Origin of the sequence: Paenibacillus faecis, assembly GCF_008084145.1 — a bacterium.
Classification (GTDB): Bacteria; Bacillota; Bacilli; order Paenibacillales; family Paenibacillaceae; genus Fontibacillus; species Fontibacillus faecis.
In genome coordinates this window covers 1077843-1096709 of sequence record NZ_VSDO01000001.1, presented here as the reverse complement: position 1 = coordinate 1096709, position 18867 = coordinate 1077843, and the positions used below count along the sequence as shown (strand labels likewise).

Below are 18867 nucleotides of genomic sequence, written 5' to 3'. Positions count from 1 at the left end.
AGTGGCAAAAAATAAAAAATGGCATTTGGACAGCAGGCTGGCTCAAATCGGATCGATCGAGGAACCGGTCACCGGAGCGGTTACTTATCCCATCTATCAGGCGACCGCTTTCCGCCATCCCCGGCTCGGGCAGAGTACCGGGTTTGACTATTCGCGGACGAAAAGTCCGACGCGGACCGTGTTGGAAGAGGCCGCGGCCGCCCTGGAAAGCGGAGATGCGGGTTTCGCCTGCAGTTCGGGCATGGCGGCGCTTCAGACGGTTTTCAGCCTGTTCTCGCAAGGGGATCATCTGATCGTCTCCTTGGACTTATACGGCGGAACTTACCGGCTGCTTGAACGGATTCTTTCCCGGTTCGGAATCACATCCTCCTATGTCGATACGAACGATCTGGACGCCTTGGAAAGCGTGCGGAAACCGAACACCAAAGCCGTCTTCATCGAGACGCCGACCAACCCGCTGATGATGGTGACCGATCTTGAAGCCGTAGGGCTGTGGGCCAAGCGCCATGGGCTGCTTACGGTGGTGGACAATACACTGCTGACCCCTTATTTTCAACGTCCGCTGGAACTGGGTGCCGATATCGTCGTACACAGTGCGACGAAATACTTGGGCGGCCATAACGACGTGCTGGCCGGACTGATCGTGACTAAAGGGGAGGAACTCTCCCAGGAAGTCGCCTTTTTGCATAATTCGATCGGGGCGGTGCTGAGCCCCTCCGACTCCTACCAGCTTATGCGCGGCATGAAGACATTGGCACTGCGGATGGAGCGGCATGAAAGCAACGCGCTGGCGATGGCCGAGTTTTTGCTGAAGCATCCGCAAATCGCCGAGGTATTTCATCCCGGTTTGCCCGATCATCCGGGCCATGACATCCAGAAACGGCAGTCCAGCGGTAATACGGGCATCTTTTCCTTTAAGGTTACGGATGCCCGTTATGTGGAACCGGTGCTGCGGAACCTTGAACTGATCGCTTTCGCCGAGAGTTTGGGCGGCGTGGAATCGCTCATGACCTATCCGGCCGTTCAGACGCATGCGGATATTCCGGCCGAAATCCGCGATGCCGTCGGGGTGGATGACCGGCTGCTCCGCTTCTCGGTCGGGATCGAGCACCCCGCCGACTTAATCGAAGATCTGGGCAGAGCCTTGGAAGCGGCCCGCCGCGAAGTGGAAGAGGGGGGCGCGAAATGAACGACCGGAACCGGGAAGAACGGCAATCTCCGAAACTGGACACCCGGCTGATCCATTTTGGCAGCGAGGTGGATCCGGCAACCGGAGCCTCCAGTGTCCCAATTTACCAAGCTTCGACTTTCCATCACCACGATATTTTTAATCCTCCGACGCATGATTACAGCCGGTCGGGCAATCCGACCCGCCAGGCGTTGGAAGATTATATCGCGGTCCTGGAAGGCGGGGTGCGCGGCTTCGCCTTCGCCAGCGGCATGGCCGCCATTTCATCGACCTTCATGCTGTTTTCGGCCGGCGATCACCTCATCGTGACGGAGGATGTTTACGGGGGTACATACCGGCTGCTTACGCAGATATTAAGCCGGATGAACATCGAGACGACCTTCGTCGATATGACGGACCTGGAAGCGGTCAAGGCCGCACTCCAGCCCAATACGAAGGCCGTATATATGGAAACGCCGTCCAATCCGACGCTGAAAATTACCGATATCGGGGCGGTCGCCGAATGGGCGCGGGAGCACGATCTGATCAGCATCGTGGACAATACGTTTATGACGCCGTATTATCAACGCCCGATCGAGCAGGGGGTCGACATCGTGCTGCACAGCGCGACCAAATTTCTCGGCGGGCACAGCGACGTGCTGGCCGGGCTTGCGGTGGCCCGGGACGACGCGTTGGCCGATCGTTTGAAATACGTACAGAACGGCCTCGGCACCGTACTCGGAGCCCAGGAATCCTGGCTGCTTATGCGGGGGATGAAGACGCTGGGGGCTAGAATGGCGCACAGCGAAATCAGCGCCCGCAAGCTGGCGGACTGGCTTGCCCGCCGCCAGGACATCGCGGCCGTTTATTATCCGGGTCTCGCGGAGCATCCCGGCCGTGAAGTCCAGGAAAAGCAGTCCAAAGGTTACGGCGCCGTCGTTTCGTTCGATGTCGGTTCCGGCGACCGGGCCAAACGGGTGCTCAGCCGAGTGAAGCTCCCCCTCGTCGCGGTCAGCCTCGGTGCCGTTGAAAGCATCCTATCCTACCCGGCGATGATGTCGCATGCGTCCATGCCGCCGGAAGTCCGGCTCGAACGCGGGATTACCGACGGTCTGCTGCGCTTCTCCGTAGGCCTGGAGGATATCGGCGATTTGCTCGCCGATTTGGAACAGGCTTTGGAGGCTTAAACGGCAAGGCCGCCGTATTTAAATACCGAGCACGAACAGCACCCGAAATGGATCGGGTGCTGTTTTTATGCGGATGAATATGTTACGATTTGAATATTGAATGTTTTGACATTTTATTGACTTATATATTCAGGAGACGCAAGGAGGCAGCGAAATGACTGCAATCAACCCTATATTAGACAAGGCGTTACGTGGCGAGCGTCTGGATCTTGAAGATACGATCGCATTATTCGAGTCGGAGGAAGTCGAGAAAATCGGCCATGCGGCAAATGTTCTGATGGAGCGTAAGCACCCCGATCCCATTACGACCTTTGTCATCGGACGGAACGTAAACTATACGAATGTCTGTGATGTATACTGCCGGTTTTGTGCGTTTTATCGCCGCCCGGGTTCGGAGGAAGGATATGTCTTGCCGGATGAGGTCATTTTCCAGAAAATCCAGGAAACGATCGATGTCGGCGGCACGGAAATTTTGATGCAGGGCGGAACGAACCCGAATCTGCCGTTCAGTTATTACACGAACCTGCTGCGAGCGATCAAGGAACGGTTCCCGGACATTACGATGCACTCCTTCTCTCCGGCGGAAATCATGAAAATGAAGGAAGTCTCGGAGGGGCTCTCGCTGGAAGAAGTGCTGCGGGAAATCCATGCCGCCGGCCTGGATTCGCTGCCGGGAGGCGGAGCGGAGATACTGGACGACCGCACCCGCCGCAAAATCAGCCGGCTGAAAGGCTCCTGGCGGGATTGGATGGACGTGATGCAGACGGCTCACAAAATCGGGATGAACACAACGGCGACGATGGTCATCGGTTTCGGCGAGTCGATGGAAGAGCGCGCCCTCCACTTGCTGCGCGTCCGGGAAGCACAGGATGAGTGCCTCCAAAACGGCTATCCTTCGGAAGGGTTTCTGGCCTTCATCCCTTGGACGTTCCAGCCGGACAACACGAATCTCAAGGCGGAGCGCCAAACGCCGGAATCCTATTTGAAAACGGTGGCGATCAGCCGCATCGTGCTGGATAACATCAAGAACCTGCAGTCTTCCTGGGTCACGATGGGACCCGAGGTCGGTAAGCTGTCGCTACAGTACGGCTGCAACGATTTCGGCAGCACGATGATCGAGGAAAATGTCGTTTCCTCGGCAGGGGCGACTCATAAGGTGAACATCGAATCGATTCTGTCGATTATCCGCTCTGCCGGCAAGACACCGGCCCAACGGAATACGAAGTACGAAATTTTGCGCGTATTCGATCAAAATTCCAGCATCGAACGCGACTTTATCATGCAGAATTAAAGACTGTTTCTTTTGGCAGTTCTGGCTATCTTTCCATAAGTCCGCCTCGTATATCCGTATCCTTCCCGCCATATACTTTGGGAAGGATACGAAAGGGGGAGGACTTATGGATTTTTTTTCGCTACACATGGCCACCCGCGGTTTACCAACGGAACGACGATTCTTGGATTATATTTGCGATGAGGAGAGTGCGGTACATAAAGGGGCTGCCCGGATAAAGACGCATTATGCTCCCGATGGATCCGGTCTGCTCGTTGTATTGTCGGCAACCGGAAAAGAAGGAACCAATACGGATGAAGTACGGCGTCAAGTTATAGAGGATCTCGCCCGAGGCATTTCCCGTTTTATTGTGGAGGTCAAGGAAGTTGAACTGGCTGGTGAGGAGGCCTCCAAACGGTATCGATTCTCCTCCCGCGAGGAGGAAGAGGCGGTGGCGGGATTTTGCGCCAAAATGCTGTCCGGTGAAGAAGAGGGGGATCGGGCGGCTCAACGGTACAGGATGAACGAGATTCGGACGGCGCTCGCCTCCTACTTGGAGGAAGCGCGCTATTTGGACATCGACGGATTCATCGAGTTTCGCTTAAAAGCTTATAAGGACAAGCTGCGGGAAATGGTGGACCTGGCGATGGAAGAATATCTTCTGGATCAGCAGTATGAGGAATTTATCCACCTGCTGCAGTATTTCGTTCATTTTCAGGAGCCGTTGACCCAGCTCGTTCATCTCATTCACAAGGATGATCAAGAATTCGGGATATATAATGAACAGTTTGCCAAAATAACACCGCCTTCTGTCGGCGGCGTCATTGCTCAAATGGCGGATCAGGAGATGGAGATGGAGGATATGGTCGTCAGCGCTTTAATTTCGTTGTCGCCACAGCGAATACACATTCATACATCCCGTCCGGAAGCCCAGATCATCGCCACGATTACCCGGATTTTCGGAGAGCGGGTACAATTGTGTCTGCAATGCGCGCATTGCATTTCGCTCAGCAAGGAATCCAGGCCGAAGAACCAGGAAACTTCGGGTTCTTGACGTCTCCCGAAGGAAGGCTTATAATTTACAGGTAATTCGATTTGACATTTCATTATGAAGATTCATTTGCAAAAAAGCGTCGACAAAGACATGAACCGAAATGACAGGACATTTCCAGAGAGAGGGAACCCGGCTGAAATTCCCTTGTGCACCGGTTTTGGTTTACCCCTTTGAAGCTGTGGTTTTGAACCTGCCGCATCCGGCAGCATTAGAAATCACCGGGTCATTTCCGTTACCAAATGCTTATTAAGGGCCATTCCGACAATACGGAACGACCGAATAAGGGTGGAACCACGGGTAAATAAATGCTCGTCCCTTTTCAGGGACGGGCTTTTTTTGTTGCCCTAATAGAAATATTATGCTTAAGGAGGATATAAATATGGCAATTCAAGTATCGCTGCCGGACGGTTCCGTCCGGGAATATGCGGAAGGAAGCACACTGGAGGATGTCGCGGCTTCGATCAGCAGCGGCCTGCGCAAAAACGCGGTGGCCGGCAAAATCAACGACAAGGCGGTTGACCTGAACACCAAACTGTCGAATGGGGATAAGGTGGAAATCATTACGCTCGATTCCACAGACGGCCTGGAAATTATGCGTCACAGTACGGCCCACTTGATGGCGCAGGCGGTCAAACGGCTGTTTGGCGGCAAGGAAGTCAAACTCGGCATCGGCCCGGTGATCGAAGACGGCTTCTATTACGACATGGATTTGGAACACCCGTTGAATCCCGAGGACCTGCAAAAGATCGAGAAGGAAATGGAGCGGATTATCGGGGAGAATCTGCCGATTACCCGCCGCGAGGTCAGCCGTGAAGAAGCCGTGGCGATTTTTACCGAGCTGGGCGATCCTTACAAACTGGAGCTAATCCGGGATTTGCCGGAGGACAGCGTTATTTCGATTTATGACCAAGGCGAGTTTTTCGATCTTTGCCGCGGACCTCACGTGCCTTCGACCGGCAAGATCAAAGTGTTCAAGCTGTTGAGCGTAGCCGGCGCGTACTGGCGCGGAAACAGCAACAACAAAATGCTGCAGCGGATTTACGGTACGGCCTTTGTCAAAAAAGCCGAACTGGACCACCACCTGCACATGCTGGAGGAAGCGAAGAAGCGCGATCACCGGAAACTGGGGAAAGAGCTGAACATCTTCACTTTCAACAATTTAGTGGGACAAGGCCTGCCGATCTGGCTGCCGAAAGGGGCGACGCTGCGCCGTACGCTGGAGCGTTACATCGTCGATATCGAGGAACGTCTGGGATATCAGCATGTGTACACGCCGGTGCTGGGGAACGTGGATCTGTACAAAACGTCCGGCCACTGGGAGCACTATCAGGAGGATATGTTCCCGGTCATGGCCATCGACGTTGAAGAATTCGTCCTTCGGCCGATGAACTGTCCTCACCACATGATGGTGTACAAAAGCGACCTGCGCAGCTACCGCGATCTGCCGATCCGCATCGCCGAGCTCGGCATGCAGCACCGCTACGAAATGTCGGGCGCATTGACCGGCCTGCACCGCGTTCGTTCCATGACGCTGAACGACGCCCATATTTTCTGCCGTTTGGATCAAATCAAGGGTGAGTTTAAACGGGTACTGGATCTGATCAGCCAGGTGTACCGCGATTTCGGCATCGAGGAATACCGTTTCCGCTTGTCCTACCGGGATCCGCAGGATACCGAGAAGTACTTCCCGAACGACGAGATGTGGAATACGGCCCAAGGAATGCTGCGTGAAGTCGTAGAGGAAGCGGGCCTGCCGTTCTTCGAGGCGGAAGGAGAAGCCGCATTCTATGGGCCTAAGCTGGACGTGCAGGTCAAGACGGCGCTGGGGAAAGAAGAGACCCTTTCCACCGTGCAAATCGACTTCCTGCTGCCGGAACGCTTCGAGCTTGAATACGTCGGGGACGACGGTCAGAAGCACCGTCCGGTCGTGCTGCACCGCGGGATTCTGGGGACGATGGAGCGGTTCTCCGCGTTCCTGCTGGAGAACTTCGCCGGGAACTTGCCGCTGTGGCTGTCTCCGGTTCAAGCCAAAGTCATTCCGGTTTCGGGCGCTTTTGAAGAGTACGCCCGTGAGGTGGAAGACAAGCTCCGGGCCGGTGGCATTCGTGCGGAGAGCGATTTGCGCAATGAAAAGCTCGGCTATAAAATCCGCGAAGCCCAGCTTGAAAAAATTCCTTATATGTTCGTTGTCGGCGAGAACGAGAAAAGCAGCGGCAGCGTATCCGTCCGCAAGCGCGGAGAAGGCGATCTAGGCGCAAAATCGGTAGACGAGGTGCTCGTTCTACTCCAAGACGAAATCCGCAATCACAAGATTTGAAACGTTTAAGGCTATCGTTTTCAACAAGATAACGAACGTAAATGTATAAACGAAGGCGCATGTGGAAACCCTTCCGAATAAGGGGGAGGTTTTCATATGCGCCGATTTATTTTGTGGCGGAGAACCGTCATAATATTTATAGTTTCGGTTCTCACGATCCAAGGATTAACCATGGAAAGCAAAATTTACGCCAAATCAGCTCAGGCCGCCAAGATGCAGTATGAGCGTTATTTATTCCGGCAATACCAGCGGCATTTCCAGCGGCTGGAGCATTCCGAAATGCGCGGTACACCGGAGAACCTGCTGGTTCAGCAGCGGTCGAAGCGGAGTGAGGAACCCAAAGCGGCCAAAAAGACCGTAAAAACGGTAAAAGTTGTGGCAACCGGGTATACGGCCGGTTATGAGTCCACCGGGAAGCATCCGAACCATCCGCAATACGGAATAACGTATTCCGGCGTCAAAGTGCGCAGGGACAAGGATACCGTCTCGACGATCGCCGCGGATCTGAAAATTTTTCCGCTGGGCACCATTCTCTATATTCCGGGCTACGGTTACGGAGTTGTGGCTGATAAGGGGTCCGCGATCAAAGGCAACAAGATCGACCTTTATTTTGCGACGACCAAGCAGGTGTTCAAGGAATGGGGCAAGAAGGAAGTGGAGGTCCAGGTCATCCGGAAAGGTGACGGCAAGCTGACGGAAGCGATGTTAAACAAGCTGGGCAAAGCGATGGAAGTCAGCAAAGAAATTCCTGAAAATGTATGGGATCAGGCGATTTGATTCACCGCATATTTGCGCCTGCCCGGAAGCATAATACGAAAGGCGGCAAGAGTCGCAACTCGCTGCCGGATAACGTACGTAAGTACGTGTTATGCAAAGGGAGGTGAATCTCATGCCAAATCAAAAAAACAAAGCGGCTTCTCCTGGTTATAAAACGCCAAACGAGAAGTATAATGAAGAGTTCGCTGAAGAATCGATGGCTACGGTTGCCCAAAAAGCAAAAGCTTCCCGTAACGCCGTAACTAACCCGACTGCCGGACAACAAAATCAACAATAAACAAGCGAGGCTGTTCCCAAGGTTTGGGAGCAGCCTCTTTTATGTCCGCCGAGGGTTGGTTAAAAATGGAACCGCCTCGGTCCCGGGACCGAGCCGCATTTCCAACCCGCGGCGCTGTTGTCCGCCCTTTGTTTAAGGTAAACTGAATTTAAACATTGAGCGAAGAACAATTGGAGGGAACTGCACATGCGAAGCGGATTAGGCGGAAGGCTGATCGGTGGATTGGTCTTGATCGGAATCGGAGCCTTGTTTTTATTGAATCAGTTGGGAATTACAGATCTGAGTCTGGGCTATTTGTTTGCGACCTATTGGCCGGTATTTTTGATTCTGGGCGGGATCGCCCAGCTGTCGAACGGAGGGTGGAGGGGCTCCAGCCTGATCGGGAGCGGAATTCTGATCGCGATCGGCGGTTATTTCCTGGCACGTAATATGGGGCTGATCTATTTGTCGCCGGGCGATTTCTTCAAGTTCTTTTTCCCGGTCGCCCTGATTATCGGGGGGATTGCGGTTTTGTTTAAGCCAAGGAGCGAAGCGAAGGACCGGAACCCGGATTTTCCCCCGCCCGCGCCGCCCAGACCGCCCGTACCGCCGCTTCATGACGACTATATTCCGGAAATGGAATCCCCGCTCGATTCGATCTTTGGCGATATGGAAGAGAAGGACCAGCCGAAAGAGACGAAATCGAAAACAAAACCGAAGTCAAAGCATGGCAACAAGCATGATTACGACTATCATTACAACTCCTACGGCATGGGAACGGGAGACGCTTCCGGCAAACGGGAAAAGATCAACAAGTCGGGCTTCATCGGCGACGTTCATCTGGGTCAGGATTATTTCGAGCTGCATCCGACGAATATCTCCCATTTTATCGGCGACACGATTATCGATTTGACGAAGGCGCAAATTCCCTACGGAGAAACAAAGATTAACGTATCCGCTTTTATCGGGGACGTTAAAGTGTTCGTACCCGAGGACATGGATATCGGTATTTCCGCGGAATCCAGCGCATTTATCGGCGATTTGAAAGTGCTGAACGAGAAGCGCGGGGGCTTTATGACCAACGTGCAGGTACGATCGCCGCACTATAGCGAAACCAGCAAGCGCGTCAAGCTCGTGGTCAGCGTATTCATCGGTGACGTGAAAGTGAACATGGTGGGGTAACGCGATGATCGTACAGCGGATTTTGAAAAATACGAAATGGGAACTGCTGCTCTTTTTTCTGATGACGGGCAGCCTGGCGGCGATCGTCCGCTATGTCGGCACTGTAACCGGGGTCATTGTGGTTCTCGAACCCCGGCTATGGCTTTACGACATGGTGGGTGTCGTCGTTTTGACGCTCATTATCGGGTACATCGCCGGAAGGCGTATCCAAGGCCGGATCGACCTGCTGCACTTAAATATGCTCCAAGTGGCCAAGGGCAATTTGTCCGTCCGCATGCCGGAAACGGTGGACCAGACGTTTGCCGGCGCCTATCAGGAATTCAACAATATGATGAATGCGATGGAGAAAAAGCTCCAGTTGCTGCAGCAGCTCGGCGAGAAGGAAGTCATGGAGAAGGAGCAGGCCGCAGAGATGGCTGTGCTGGAGGAGCGGCGGCGGCTGGCCCGCGATTTGCACGATACGGTGAGCCAGCAGCTTTTTGCCATTCACATGGCCGCCTCTTCGCTTCCCAAGGTGTTGGAAAATAACGAGCAGCAGGCTCAAGCCGTAATGGATCAACTGATTCAAATGTCCAATACGGCCCAGAAGCAAATGCGCGCGTTGATCGCGCAACTGCGTCCGATGGAGCTTGTCGGAAAGACCCTTTCGGAGGCGCTGGACGCGTGGTTCCCGGACTACTGCCGCCAGAACGGCTTGAAGGGAATCAAGGATATGGATTTGCAGGGCGATATGTCCGAGGCGAAGGAGCATCAGTTGTTTCTGATTATCCAGGAGGCGATGGCGAATATCGTCAAGCATGCCGGAGCCCAGCTCGTCAGCCTGTCCCTCAGGGAAGGGCCGAGGCAGGTTGTGCTCAGCATCAGCGATGATGGCCAGGGCTTTAGCGGGACCTCCCAAAAACAAGGTTCCTACGGACTGACGACGATGAGGGAGCGGGCCGAAAAACTGGGCGGACAAGTCGAAATCATCAGCAAGCCGGGAGCGGGGACGACGATACGGGTACATATACCAAAGTTTGAGGATGCCAAAGGGGAGAGCGGGAATGAACGGAAAGATCAAAGTGATGATCGTTGACGACCATGACATGGTCAGAATGGGGCTGAAAACTTATTTGATGCTGGATCCGGGTTTTGAGGTGATCGCCGAGGCCGGTAACGGGCAGGAGGCGCTGGACGTGCTGCAGCGGGAGGAGCAGCGACCCGATATTATTTTGATGGATTTGATGATGCCGGTGATGAACGGAGCCGAAGCGACAAAAGAAGTGCTGAGCCGGTTTCCCGGGCTGAAAATCGTCATTTTGACCAGTTTTCTCGAAGACGAGCTTGTGGTTCAAGCCGTGGAGGCCGGAGCCGTCAGTTACGTGCTGAAAACCGTCTCCGCGGAGGAGCTGATCTATGCCCTGCAAGGAGCTTATCGGGGAATGCCGGTGATGACCGGGGATGTTGCCCAAGCTTTGACGCGGGGACTCCGTCAGCGTTCGGTGCAAGGAGACGACTCCGGCTTGACCGAGCGGGAGAAGGAAGTGCTCCTGCTGATTGCGGAAGGCAAGACGAATAAGGACATCGCCGAGGAGCTTCATATCAGCATCAAAACCGTGAAAACGCATGTCAGCAATCTGTTGATGAAATGCGAGCTTGAGGACCGGACACAGCTTGCGATATATGCCCACAGGCAGGGTTGGGTAAACCAATAACTTCCCCGGATTTCCTTCATGGTCGCTTACTCTATCGCTTTTATCTCCTTTTTAATTGTTTTTAATGTACCCTTAAGGTTTATAGTACAAAATAAAGACAAGAAAACAAGAGAACCCCCTGAATACCGGGGGAAGGAGGGTTTAACATCATGGATGAGGAAAAATTCAAACAAGGTCAACCTTTCGGAGGGGACGGCGCTAGCGGTTCAAGCCACAAAGATCATCATACAGACGACAACTCGAATCCATCCGGCGGACAGCCGGAAAATGCGGGTTCAACCTATTATTATTCGTACGGCCCCTTTCAATCTTATGGGAAAAACGGGGAGAACGGCAGGGACGCGGGCGAGTATCGCCGCCAGCCGGAGGAAGTGGAGATCATGCGGTCCGAGCCGATCAAGCCGGCTCCACCCATTTACGAACTCAGCCAAGTTACCGGCAGTCCGCTGGGCGGCGGGTCGAACGCGGAGGGACAATCGGCCGCTCCCGCGGCTAAAAGCACGGGGAACTGGCAGTTTAACAAGCCGCCCAAGCGCTCGTCCTTCAAGTCGGTGATCGCCGGCGCTTTGGCCGGGATGCTGATCATAACGGGGGCTATGGTATTTGCGGATCGCCAGAACCTGTTCACCCCGGGCGCGCCGACGACGACGGCATCCGCACCGGTTAATTCCTCAGGCGGTAATTCCGCACAGGGGGCGGCAAATGGAAGTTCCGCTTCTTCGAAGGCGACGCAGGCGCTCTACCCGATCACCGATCAGGGAGAGGTCACGAATGTGGTCAATCAGGCGGGACCGGCGGTTGTCAAAATCGAAACGCTCGTCAAGTCCAGCAAGCAAGGAGCGCGTAGTAATCCAAACAGCAACGACCCGTTCTACCGTTACTTCTTTGGTGACGATTTTTACGGCGGGTCCGAAGGTTCCGGCAACGGAGGCTCCTCGTCCGGTTCGGATCAACTCGTCCCTACGGGGATCGGTTCCGGTTTTATTTTCGACAAAACGGGATATATTCTAACCAACGAGCATGTCGTGCATAACGCCGATGTGGTACGGGTCACAGTTCAGGGTACGGAGAAGCCCTATGAGGCGAAAGTACTCGGAACGAGCTATGAGCTGGACCTTGCCGTCCTGAAAATTGAAGGAAGCAACTTCCCTTCGATTCCGCTGGGCAACTCCGGCAACACGCAAGTCGGCGAATGGCTGGTCGCGATCGGAAATCCTAAAGGTTTTGACCACACCGTAACGGTAGGGGTGCTCAGCGCGAAGGAACGCGGACCGATCACCATTCCTGGGGAGAATGGGGAGAAGGACCGGGAATACGAGCATTTGCTGCAAACCGACGCTTCAATTAATCCGGGGAACTCCGGCGGCCCGCTCCTGAACTTGAACGGCGAAGTGATCGGCATTAACGTGGCGGTCAGTTCGGATGCCCAAGGGATCGGGTTCGCCATCCCGACCAGCACGATTACGGAAGTGCTCGACAAGCTGAAGAACAATGAGAAGATCCCGCAAAAACCGGTGCCGTTTATCGGTGCGACATTGATGACGATGACCGATGAGGTGGCCAAACAAATGGGGACCGATGTGAAGGAAGGCTCGATCGTTTCCGACATCGTGTTTAAGTCCCCGGCTTATAACGCGGATCTTCGTCCCTACGACATTATCACCGGGGCGGACGGCAATAACTTTGCCACCAAAGAAGGCCTGATCGAGTACATTCAAAAGCAGAAGGTCGGCAATGAAGTCACGTTCCATGTGGTTCGTAACGGCAAGAAGATGGATCTGAAGATCAAGATCGGCGATAAAAATGAATTTGCCGATATCGGGTAAGCAAAAGGAAAGGCTATAAACAAGTTCAAGACGGCAGGGCGTGTCCCGGCCGTCTTTTATTAAGCCTGATCGAAGAGCTCACGGGATGCGCGAATCCCGGATCTTTTTGCTAAAATAATAGGTAAAACAGTTTTGTCGAAGGAGAGATGACGGTTGAGATCCTCGATTCTGGTCATAGATGACGATGAAAAAATTACGTCCATGCTGCGGCGGGGCCTCGCTTTTGAAGGCTATGACGTCCATACGGCGAGGAACGGAGCGGAAGGGTTGTCGATGGTGATGTCGGCCGACCCCGATTTGATTATCCTGGATGTCATGATGCCGCAAATCGACGGGTTCGAGGTTTGCCGGCGGCTGCGCGAAGGGGGTAGCGGTGTCCCCGTTCTGATGCTTACCGCCAAGGACGAGGTCGAAAACCGCGTCAAAGGCCTGGATACGGGGGCGGACGATTACCTGGTCAAACCCTTTGCTTTGGAAGAACTGCTCGCGCGGGTGCGTGCGCTGCTCAGACGCAGAGAACCGGCGGGCGATACTCCGGAACATCGGCTTGTATTCGAGGATATCGTGATGGACATGGATTCCCGGGAAGTGCTCCGATCCGGGCAACGATTGGAACTGACGGCGAAGGAGTTTGATTTACTGCATCTGTTTATGCAGAATCCGAAGCGCCTGCTGACCCGGGACCTCATCATGGATAAAATTTGGGGATATGACTACAGCGGTGAATCCAATGTGCTGGAGGTATATATAGCCATGCTCAGACAAAAAACGGAGGAGCACGGCGGAAAAAGAATCATTCAGACCATTCGCGGCGCCGGCTACATTCTGAGAGGAGAGTCCTAGAAATGTCGATACGGTGGCGGCTGACAGCTTGGTATACCGGTATTTTGGCCATCACATTAATCCTGTTCAGCACCTTGATTTACTATATTGTGGAGTACAACATTTTTAGCGAGGTCCGGAAAAAGGTCGACGACCAGGCGGATCAAATCCTCAGTTCCCAGAACGTGACCCTCTCTCAAGGATGGGATCTCCAGTTGAACCGGAGCCAGGTGATCAGGCTGGAGGATGCCCGGATATTCTGGCAATTGAACAACTATGTCATGGGCGTGATGCGCCGTTCGCCCGGCCTGCAGGAGCGGGAGATTTCCTTTCCCGTCCCCGACTTGGAGGACATCGGCAAAAATAATGTCTTTCAAAGCATTATTTTAAACGGCAAATCTTATATTCTTTATGAGCGTCCGGTCTATTATGAGAATACGATCATCGGATTGCTTCAGCTTGGCGCCGATACGACCGCGGAAAATCGGATGCTGGCTCAAATGAAGACGGTGCTGTTATTCGGTTCCTTTATCACGCTTGTGGTCGCCAGCACCTTCGGCCTGTTTCTGGCCCGTAAATCGATAGCTCCGATCAGCAAAGTGATCGAGGCCGCCAACGGGATCCAGACGGGCAACGATCTCAGCGTCCGGATCGATTACGACGGGCCGAACGATGAAATCGGGCGTTTAATCGGGACGGTAAACAGCATGCTCGCCCGGACCGAAGGCTTTTATAATGAGTTGAGCGAAGCCTACTCGGCGCAGCGCAGGTTTGTTTCCGATGCGTCCCATGAGCTGCGGACTCCGCTTACCACGATTCGCGGCAATGTGGACCTGTTGAAGAAGGTGTGGTCATCCTCCGAGGATACGGGGCGGCAGGGATTGGACGAGGAGTCGCTGCAAAAATTATCGTTGGAGGCGGTCTGCGACATCGCGGATGAGTCCCAGCGGATGAGCAGGCTGGTCAACGACATGTTGTCCTTGGCCCGTGCCGATGCAGGCCAGACCCTCGAGTTGGAACCGCTGCCGCTGCGTCCGCTGGTGGAGGAAGTGATTCGCCGAGCCCAATTTCTGCCGCGCAACGCCGCCTGGCTCCAGGGCGATCTGGACGCGATTGAAGGCGCCTGCGTCCGGGGGAGCAAGGACTATCTGCAGCAAATGCTGTTTATTTTTATCGAGAACGCCTTTAAATACACTCCAGAAGGCAGCGTGAAGATCGATGCGGTTCGGGCGGGCGACCAGGTAGGCATCCGGATTGCCGATACCGGCATCGGCATGGATCGCGGCGAGGTTCCGTTGATCTTCGAACGTTTTTACCGGGCGGACCCCTCCCGCGGGGTAACGCCGGGTACCGGCCTAGGCCTGTCGATCGCCAAATGGATCATCGACGAGCATCAAGGATCGGTTGAGGTGATGACCAAGCGCGGCGAAGGCACCACATTTGTGATCTGGCTCCCCGCTGTCTTTAATGCGCTTCCCGAATAGGCTATAATAATAGGGATTCCCTTTAGAGTAAGGAAAACCGGGAACAGAAAGCAGGGAGAGCAAATCATGGAAGTCATTAAAATATCGCCGCGCGGTTATTGTTACGGAGTTGTCGATGCGATGGTGCTGGCCCGGCAGGCGGCCAAGAACCTCGATCTGCCGCGTCCGATTTATATACTTGGCATGATTGTGCACAACAGTCATGTGACCCACTCGTTTGAGGACGAAGGGATTATCACCCTGGATGGCCCGAACCGGATGGACATTTTGCGGCAGGTGGAGAAAGGGACCGTTATTTTCACGGCTCACGGCGTGTCGCCGGAAGTGCGAAAGCTGGCCCGGGACAAAGGGCTGACGACGGTGGACGCGACCTGCCCGGACGTCACCAAGACGCATGTGCTGATCGAAGAAAAGGTGGCGGACGGATACGAGGTCATCTATATCGGGAAGAAGGGGCATCCCGAGCCGGAAGGCGCCGTAGGCGTTGCGCCGGGGAAGGTTCATCTGATCGAGAAAGAAGAGGAAATCGCGGACCTTCAAGTGTCCGCCGACCGCATTGTCATTACGAATCAGACCACGATGAGCCAATGGGATATCAAGCATATTATGAAAAAGCTGCTGGAGAAATTTCCCGGAGCCGAGGTGCATAATGAAATTTGCCTCGCCACCCAGGTACGTCAGGAAGCCGTGGCGGAGCAGGCGGGGCAGGCGGATCTGGTTATTGTCGTCGGGGATCCGCGAAGCAACAACTCCAACCGTTTGGCTCAAGTTTCCGAGGAAATCGCCGGGGTGAAGGCTTACCGGATCGCGGATATTACCGAGTTGAAGACCGAATGGCTGCAAGGGATCCAAAAGGTGGCGGTGACGTCCGGCGCTTCCACGCCGACGCCGATTACGAAGGAGGTCATCGCTTATCTTGAGCAATATGATCCCGAGAATCCGGCGACTTGGGAAATCGTCCGTACGGTCAATATGAAGAAGCTGCTGCCTCCGGTAAAGGAAGGCGTAAAGACGAAATCTTAATCCCCTTGCTCACACAGGTGGAATAGGTTTTCCAACTTTTGCGGGGTCCTTCCGGGAAAGAATTCTGTTATACTCCTCTTAGAAAGGTTACAGAAGTGTAACCAAATGACTTCAGAGGAGATGACATCATGAAATCAAACCGGAAGAACAAACTGTGGATGGCCGGAGGATTAACGGCCGTCCTCGCCGCGGCGCTGATTCTGCCTAACGGAGCTTCGGCTCAATCTTACGGCAATTATACCGTTAATGCACAAAATACAACGACCTGGAAGACTTACTTCTATACGATACCTTGGAACGAATTTTATAAGCAGCCTTCATCCGAACCTCAAACCGCTCAGCCGGCCAATCCGGTACAACCTGCTCAGCCAGCGAAGCCTGTTCAGCCAGTTCAGCCAGCGAAGCCGATTGAGCAGACTCCATCGGTGAAGCCGACGCAGCCGGCGCAGACTCAAAACGGTACGGCTGTGGACAAATCCCAGTTCGCCACCCAGGTGATCACCCTGGTCAACCAGGAACGGGCCAAACAAGGCCTCAAACCGCTGTCCGGGGATGCCGCTTTGAACAAGATGGCATTAGCCAAGGCCCAGGATATGAGCCAAGGCAACTATTTTAGCCATACGTCGCCAACCTACGGTTCGCCGTTTGATATGATGAAGCAGTTTGGCATCAGCTACCGTTATGCGGGCGAGAATATCGCCATGGGCCAGAAAACGCCGACCGAGGTTGTGAATGCCTGGATGAACAGCGAAGGGCATCGCGCCAACATTTTGAGCCCCAATTTTACGCTGATCGGCGTCGGATACTATAACGGGTACTGGGCGCAGGAGTTTGTAGGGAGATAAGGTTTTAGATAGCGATTGAACAGGAGGTCCGAATTCACTTCGGGCCTTCTGTTTTTTTATATTTGGCCGCTATTTTATCCGCGAAAGCGAATCGGGCCGAAATAACGGCCCAAAACACCGCTATTATGACGGGCGGCAAAAGAGATTGCGAACAGGCAGCACCAGATCAGGTTTAATGCAACGCCAATGCGGCTAGAGACCCTCTGCGGTCGAACAAGCACCAAAATACCGGGAATAATTCCCTTTATGTTAGGCTGCGGCCCGCTTCGCTCATTCCTGGAACAAAGCATAAATAAGGGCCATCACAAACGCCGCCATTATGCCCAGCAATAGAACGCCGCAGCGAATGATGATCCGTAACCACCACGGCTTCCTTACAATCCATTCATTGACGCGTTCCATGTACAAAGCTCCGACCGCAATCAACAAGACCCATCCGTTAAAAAAATAATCTCCGAAAGTCCGGGGGTTAGGCGTATAGGAAGCGATTCCGGTCTTGCTTCGCATTACCTCATTTCTTGGAAAAACCGCCATGATGGCCGCCATCAGGATTTGGAGAAGGTAAAAGTAATAACAGACCTGAAGTAATAGTGCCATATTGCCTCCTCGTTTCATGAAATACAGCTGCCCCGCCTCATCTTTTATTTTGCCATGATTGCGGTAAGGGCGCCACAGAAGCTGCTGGGTAAAAGAAAAAGGTTGACGCACAGGAAGCAATCGGGTATAGTTGCTTTAACGGATAAAAGCTTAAAAGCGAACAAGCGTTTAAGCGCGATAGTGATCGCGCTTGATGAATAAGAAAGGATGATTCATTCATGATCGTAATTACGTCCAATCAAACACCCGAGGAGCGGGTGCAGGAAATTATCGCCGTGATTGAGAAGGAAGGACTGCAAACGCACGTCTCCCGCGGCAAGGACCGTACGGTAATCGGACTCATCGGATCGATTGAACCGAAATTGGCCGAACACCTTCGTCAGATGAAAGATGTGGAAAATGTCGTTAAAATATCGAAGTCGTACAAATTGGCCAGCCGGGACTTTCATCCGGAAAATACGGTTATCCGGATCGGTGACGTGCAGATCGGCGGCGGTGATCTCGTTATTATGGGCGGCCCCTGCGCCGTGGAGTCTCCCGAGCAGATCGATGAAATCGCGGGCCTAGTTAAAGCGGCAGGCGGCCAGGTGCTGCGCGGAGGAGCGTTTAAACCGCGTACGGGCCCTTACAGCTTCCAGGGCATCGGTGTGGAAGGCCTTGTCATGATGGCCGAAGCAGGCAAAAAACACGGCCTTCTGACGATCACGGAGGTGATGACGCCGGAATACGTCGACGTGTGTGCCGAATACGCCGATATTTTGCAGGTCGGTACCCGGAATATGCAAAACTTCGATTTGCTGCGCAAGCTCGGCGCTTGCGGCAAGCCGGTGCTGCTGAAACGCGGCTTCAGCGCGACGTACGATGAATTTTTGAATGCCGCCGAGTACATTTTGGCGGGCGGCAACCCGAACGTTATGCTGTGTGAGCGCGGAATCCGCACCTTTGAAACCTACACGCGGAACACGCTCGATCTGTCGGCGATCCCCGTGTTGCAGGGCCTCAGCCATTTGCCGGTGATCTCCGATCCGAGCCACGGCACCGGGCGTCGTGAGCTGGTGGAGCCCATGACCAAGGCATCCGTGGCTGCGGGGGCGGATGGACTCATCATCGAAATGCATACGGATCCCGATAATTCGATGACGGGAGACGGGGTGCAGTCGTTGTTCCCGGATCAGTTTGCAGCCTTGCTGCAGGATTTGGAGAAGCTGGCTCCGCTGGTCGGCAAACGTTTTGATACGCCGAAAGCAGCCCTCCAACGGTAAGAAAGCAAGGGCTTATCCACCCCAAAATCAAGCTCTCCCGTATGGATAACGGGAGGGCTTTTATACTTTTTGTCGTATAATTTGTACTTAGTGTAATAATAGC

The 18867-nt window shown here is 53.9% G+C and carries 17 protein-coding genes; 16 read left to right on the top strand and 1 reads right to left on the bottom strand.

Annotated features, from left to right (window positions below; genetic code table 11):
• Position 1: 1 nt before the first annotated feature.
• From FRY98_RS05025 to FRY98_RS04960, 15 genes are all read left to right on the top strand, one after another.
• Positions 2-1189, top strand: coding sequence for a PLP-dependent transferase (locus tag FRY98_RS05025; RefSeq protein ID WP_148450619.1), 1188 nt, complete (start codon positions 2-4; stop codon positions 1187-1189).
• The gene (locus tag FRY98_RS05020; protein ID WP_148450618.1) at positions 1186-2355 is read left to right on the top strand and encodes a trans-sulfuration enzyme family protein; all 1170 of its coding nucleotides are present in this window, start codon (positions 1186-1188) and stop codon (positions 2353-2355) included. Before FRY98_RS05025 ends, FRY98_RS05020 begins: the two co-directional genes overlap by 4 nt.
• 154 nt (positions 2356-2509) lie before the next feature.
• Positions 2510-3646, top strand: a complete 1137-nt coding sequence (gene mqnC, locus FRY98_RS05015) for a cyclic dehypoxanthinyl futalosine synthase (RefSeq protein WP_148450617.1) — start codon at positions 2510-2512, stop codon at positions 3644-3646.
• Between the two features lie 106 nt (positions 3647-3752).
• Positions 3753-4679, top strand: a complete 927-nt coding sequence (gene ytxC / locus FRY98_RS05010) for a putative sporulation protein YtxC (protein ID WP_148450616.1) — start codon at positions 3753-3755, stop codon at positions 4677-4679.
• 379 nt (positions 4680-5058) lie between these two features.
• A complete protein-coding gene (thrS, locus tag FRY98_RS05005; protein ID WP_148450615.1) occupies positions 5059-6996 on the top strand; it encodes a threonine--tRNA ligase in 1938 nt (645 codons plus the stop codon).
• A gap of 279 nt (positions 6997-7275) precedes the next feature.
• Positions 7276-7773, top strand: a complete 498-nt coding sequence (locus FRY98_RS05000) for a 3D domain-containing protein (protein ID WP_412067022.1) — start codon at positions 7276-7278, stop codon at positions 7771-7773.
• 112 nt (positions 7774-7885) lie between these two features.
• Entirely contained in the window at positions 7886-8050 is a 165-nt protein-coding gene (locus FRY98_RS28380) for a hypothetical protein (protein WP_170287030.1), read from the top strand.
• A gap of 186 nt (positions 8051-8236) precedes the next feature.
• Positions 8237-9211 (top strand): cell wall-active antibiotics response protein LiaF, encoded by a 975-nt coding sequence (gene liaF, locus FRY98_RS04995; RefSeq protein WP_148450614.1) that lies wholly within the window; start codon positions 8237-8239, stop codon positions 9209-9211.
• A gap of 4 nt (positions 9212-9215) precedes the next feature.
• A complete protein-coding gene (locus FRY98_RS04990; protein WP_148450613.1) occupies positions 9216-10286 on the top strand; it encodes a sensor histidine kinase in 1071 nt (356 codons plus the stop codon).
• Complete coding sequence (locus FRY98_RS04985; RefSeq protein WP_148450612.1) at positions 10255-10905, top strand: response regulator; 651 nt, start codon at positions 10255-10257, stop codon at positions 10903-10905. Before FRY98_RS04990 ends, FRY98_RS04985 begins: the two co-directional genes overlap by 32 nt.
• 149 nt (positions 10906-11054) lie before the next feature.
• Positions 11055-12731 carry a S1C family serine protease gene (locus FRY98_RS04980; protein WP_148450611.1) on the top strand — a complete coding sequence of 559 codons (1677 nt, stop codon included), beginning with the start codon at positions 11055-11057 and terminating at the stop codon, positions 12729-12731.
• Between the two features lie 153 nt (positions 12732-12884).
• A complete protein-coding gene (locus FRY98_RS04975) occupies positions 12885-13574 on the top strand; it encodes a response regulator transcription factor (RefSeq protein WP_148450610.1) in 690 nt (229 codons plus the stop codon).
• Positions 13575-13576: 2 nt separating this feature from the next.
• Positions 13577-15037 (top strand): sensor histidine kinase, encoded by a 1461-nt coding sequence (locus FRY98_RS04970; RefSeq protein ID WP_148450609.1) that lies wholly within the window; start codon positions 13577-13579, stop codon positions 15035-15037.
• A gap of 66 nt (positions 15038-15103) precedes the next feature.
• Positions 15104-16060: a 4-hydroxy-3-methylbut-2-enyl diphosphate reductase gene (locus FRY98_RS04965; RefSeq protein WP_148450608.1), complete on the top strand. Its 957-nt coding sequence runs from the start codon at positions 15104-15106 to the stop codon at positions 16058-16060.
• A gap of 128 nt (positions 16061-16188) precedes the next feature.
• Positions 16189-16905, top strand: a complete 717-nt coding sequence (locus tag FRY98_RS04960; RefSeq protein WP_148450607.1) for a CAP domain-containing protein — start codon at positions 16189-16191, stop codon at positions 16903-16905.
• Between the two features lie 270 nt (positions 16906-17175).
• On the opposite strand, the gene FRY98_RS04955 is transcribed toward FRY98_RS04960, so the two are convergent.
• On the bottom strand, positions 17176-17502 hold the full coding sequence (locus FRY98_RS04955) for a hypothetical protein (protein WP_148450606.1): 327 nt from the start codon (positions 17500-17502) through the stop codon (positions 17176-17178).
• A gap of 218 nt (positions 17503-17720) precedes the next feature.
• On the opposite strand from FRY98_RS04955, the gene aroF reads away from it, so the two are divergent.
• A complete protein-coding gene (gene aroF, locus FRY98_RS04950) occupies positions 17721-18764 on the top strand; it encodes a 3-deoxy-7-phosphoheptulonate synthase (RefSeq protein WP_148450605.1) in 1044 nt (347 codons plus the stop codon).
• The last annotated feature ends 103 nt before the right edge of the window (positions 18765-18867 follow it).

Coding starts and splice junctions, on each gene's coding strand:
- FRY98_RS05020 (WP_148450618.1), top strand. CDS start 1,186: ATGAACGACCGGAACCGGGAAGAACGGCAATCTCCGAAACTGGACACC.
- mqnC (WP_148450617.1), top strand. CDS start 2,510: ATGACTGCAATCAACCCTATATTAGACAAGGCGTTACGTGGCGAGCGT.
- ytxC (WP_148450616.1), top strand. CDS start 3,753: ATGGATTTTTTTTCGCTACACATGGCCACCCGCGGTTTACCAACGGAA.
- thrS (WP_148450615.1), top strand. CDS start 5,059: ATGGCAATTCAAGTATCGCTGCCGGACGGTTCCGTCCGGGAATATGCG.
- FRY98_RS05000 (WP_412067022.1), top strand. CDS start 7,276: ATGCGCGGTACACCGGAGAACCTGCTGGTTCAGCAGCGGTCGAAGCGG.
- FRY98_RS28380 (WP_170287030.1), top strand. CDS start 7,886: ATGCCAAATCAAAAAAACAAAGCGGCTTCTCCTGGTTATAAAACGCCA.
- liaF (WP_148450614.1), top strand. CDS start 8,237: ATGCGAAGCGGATTAGGCGGAAGGCTGATCGGTGGATTGGTCTTGATC.
- FRY98_RS04990 (WP_148450613.1), top strand. CDS start 9,216: ATGATCGTACAGCGGATTTTGAAAAATACGAAATGGGAACTGCTGCTC.
- FRY98_RS04985 (WP_148450612.1), top strand. CDS start 10,255: ATGAACGGAAAGATCAAAGTGATGATCGTTGACGACCATGACATGGTC.
- FRY98_RS04980 (WP_148450611.1), top strand. CDS start 11,055: ATGGATGAGGAAAAATTCAAACAAGGTCAACCTTTCGGAGGGGACGGC.
- FRY98_RS04970 (WP_148450609.1), top strand. CDS start 13,577: ATGTCGATACGGTGGCGGCTGACAGCTTGGTATACCGGTATTTTGGCC.
- FRY98_RS04965 (WP_148450608.1), top strand. CDS start 15,104: ATGGAAGTCATTAAAATATCGCCGCGCGGTTATTGTTACGGAGTTGTC.
- FRY98_RS04960 (WP_148450607.1), top strand. CDS start 16,189: ATGAAATCAAACCGGAAGAACAAACTGTGGATGGCCGGAGGATTAACG.
- FRY98_RS04955 (WP_148450606.1), bottom strand. CDS start 17,502: ATGGCACTATTACTTCAGGTCTGTTATTACTTTTACCTTCTCCAAATC.
- aroF (WP_148450605.1), top strand. CDS start 17,721: ATGATCGTAATTACGTCCAATCAAACACCCGAGGAGCGGGTGCAGGAA.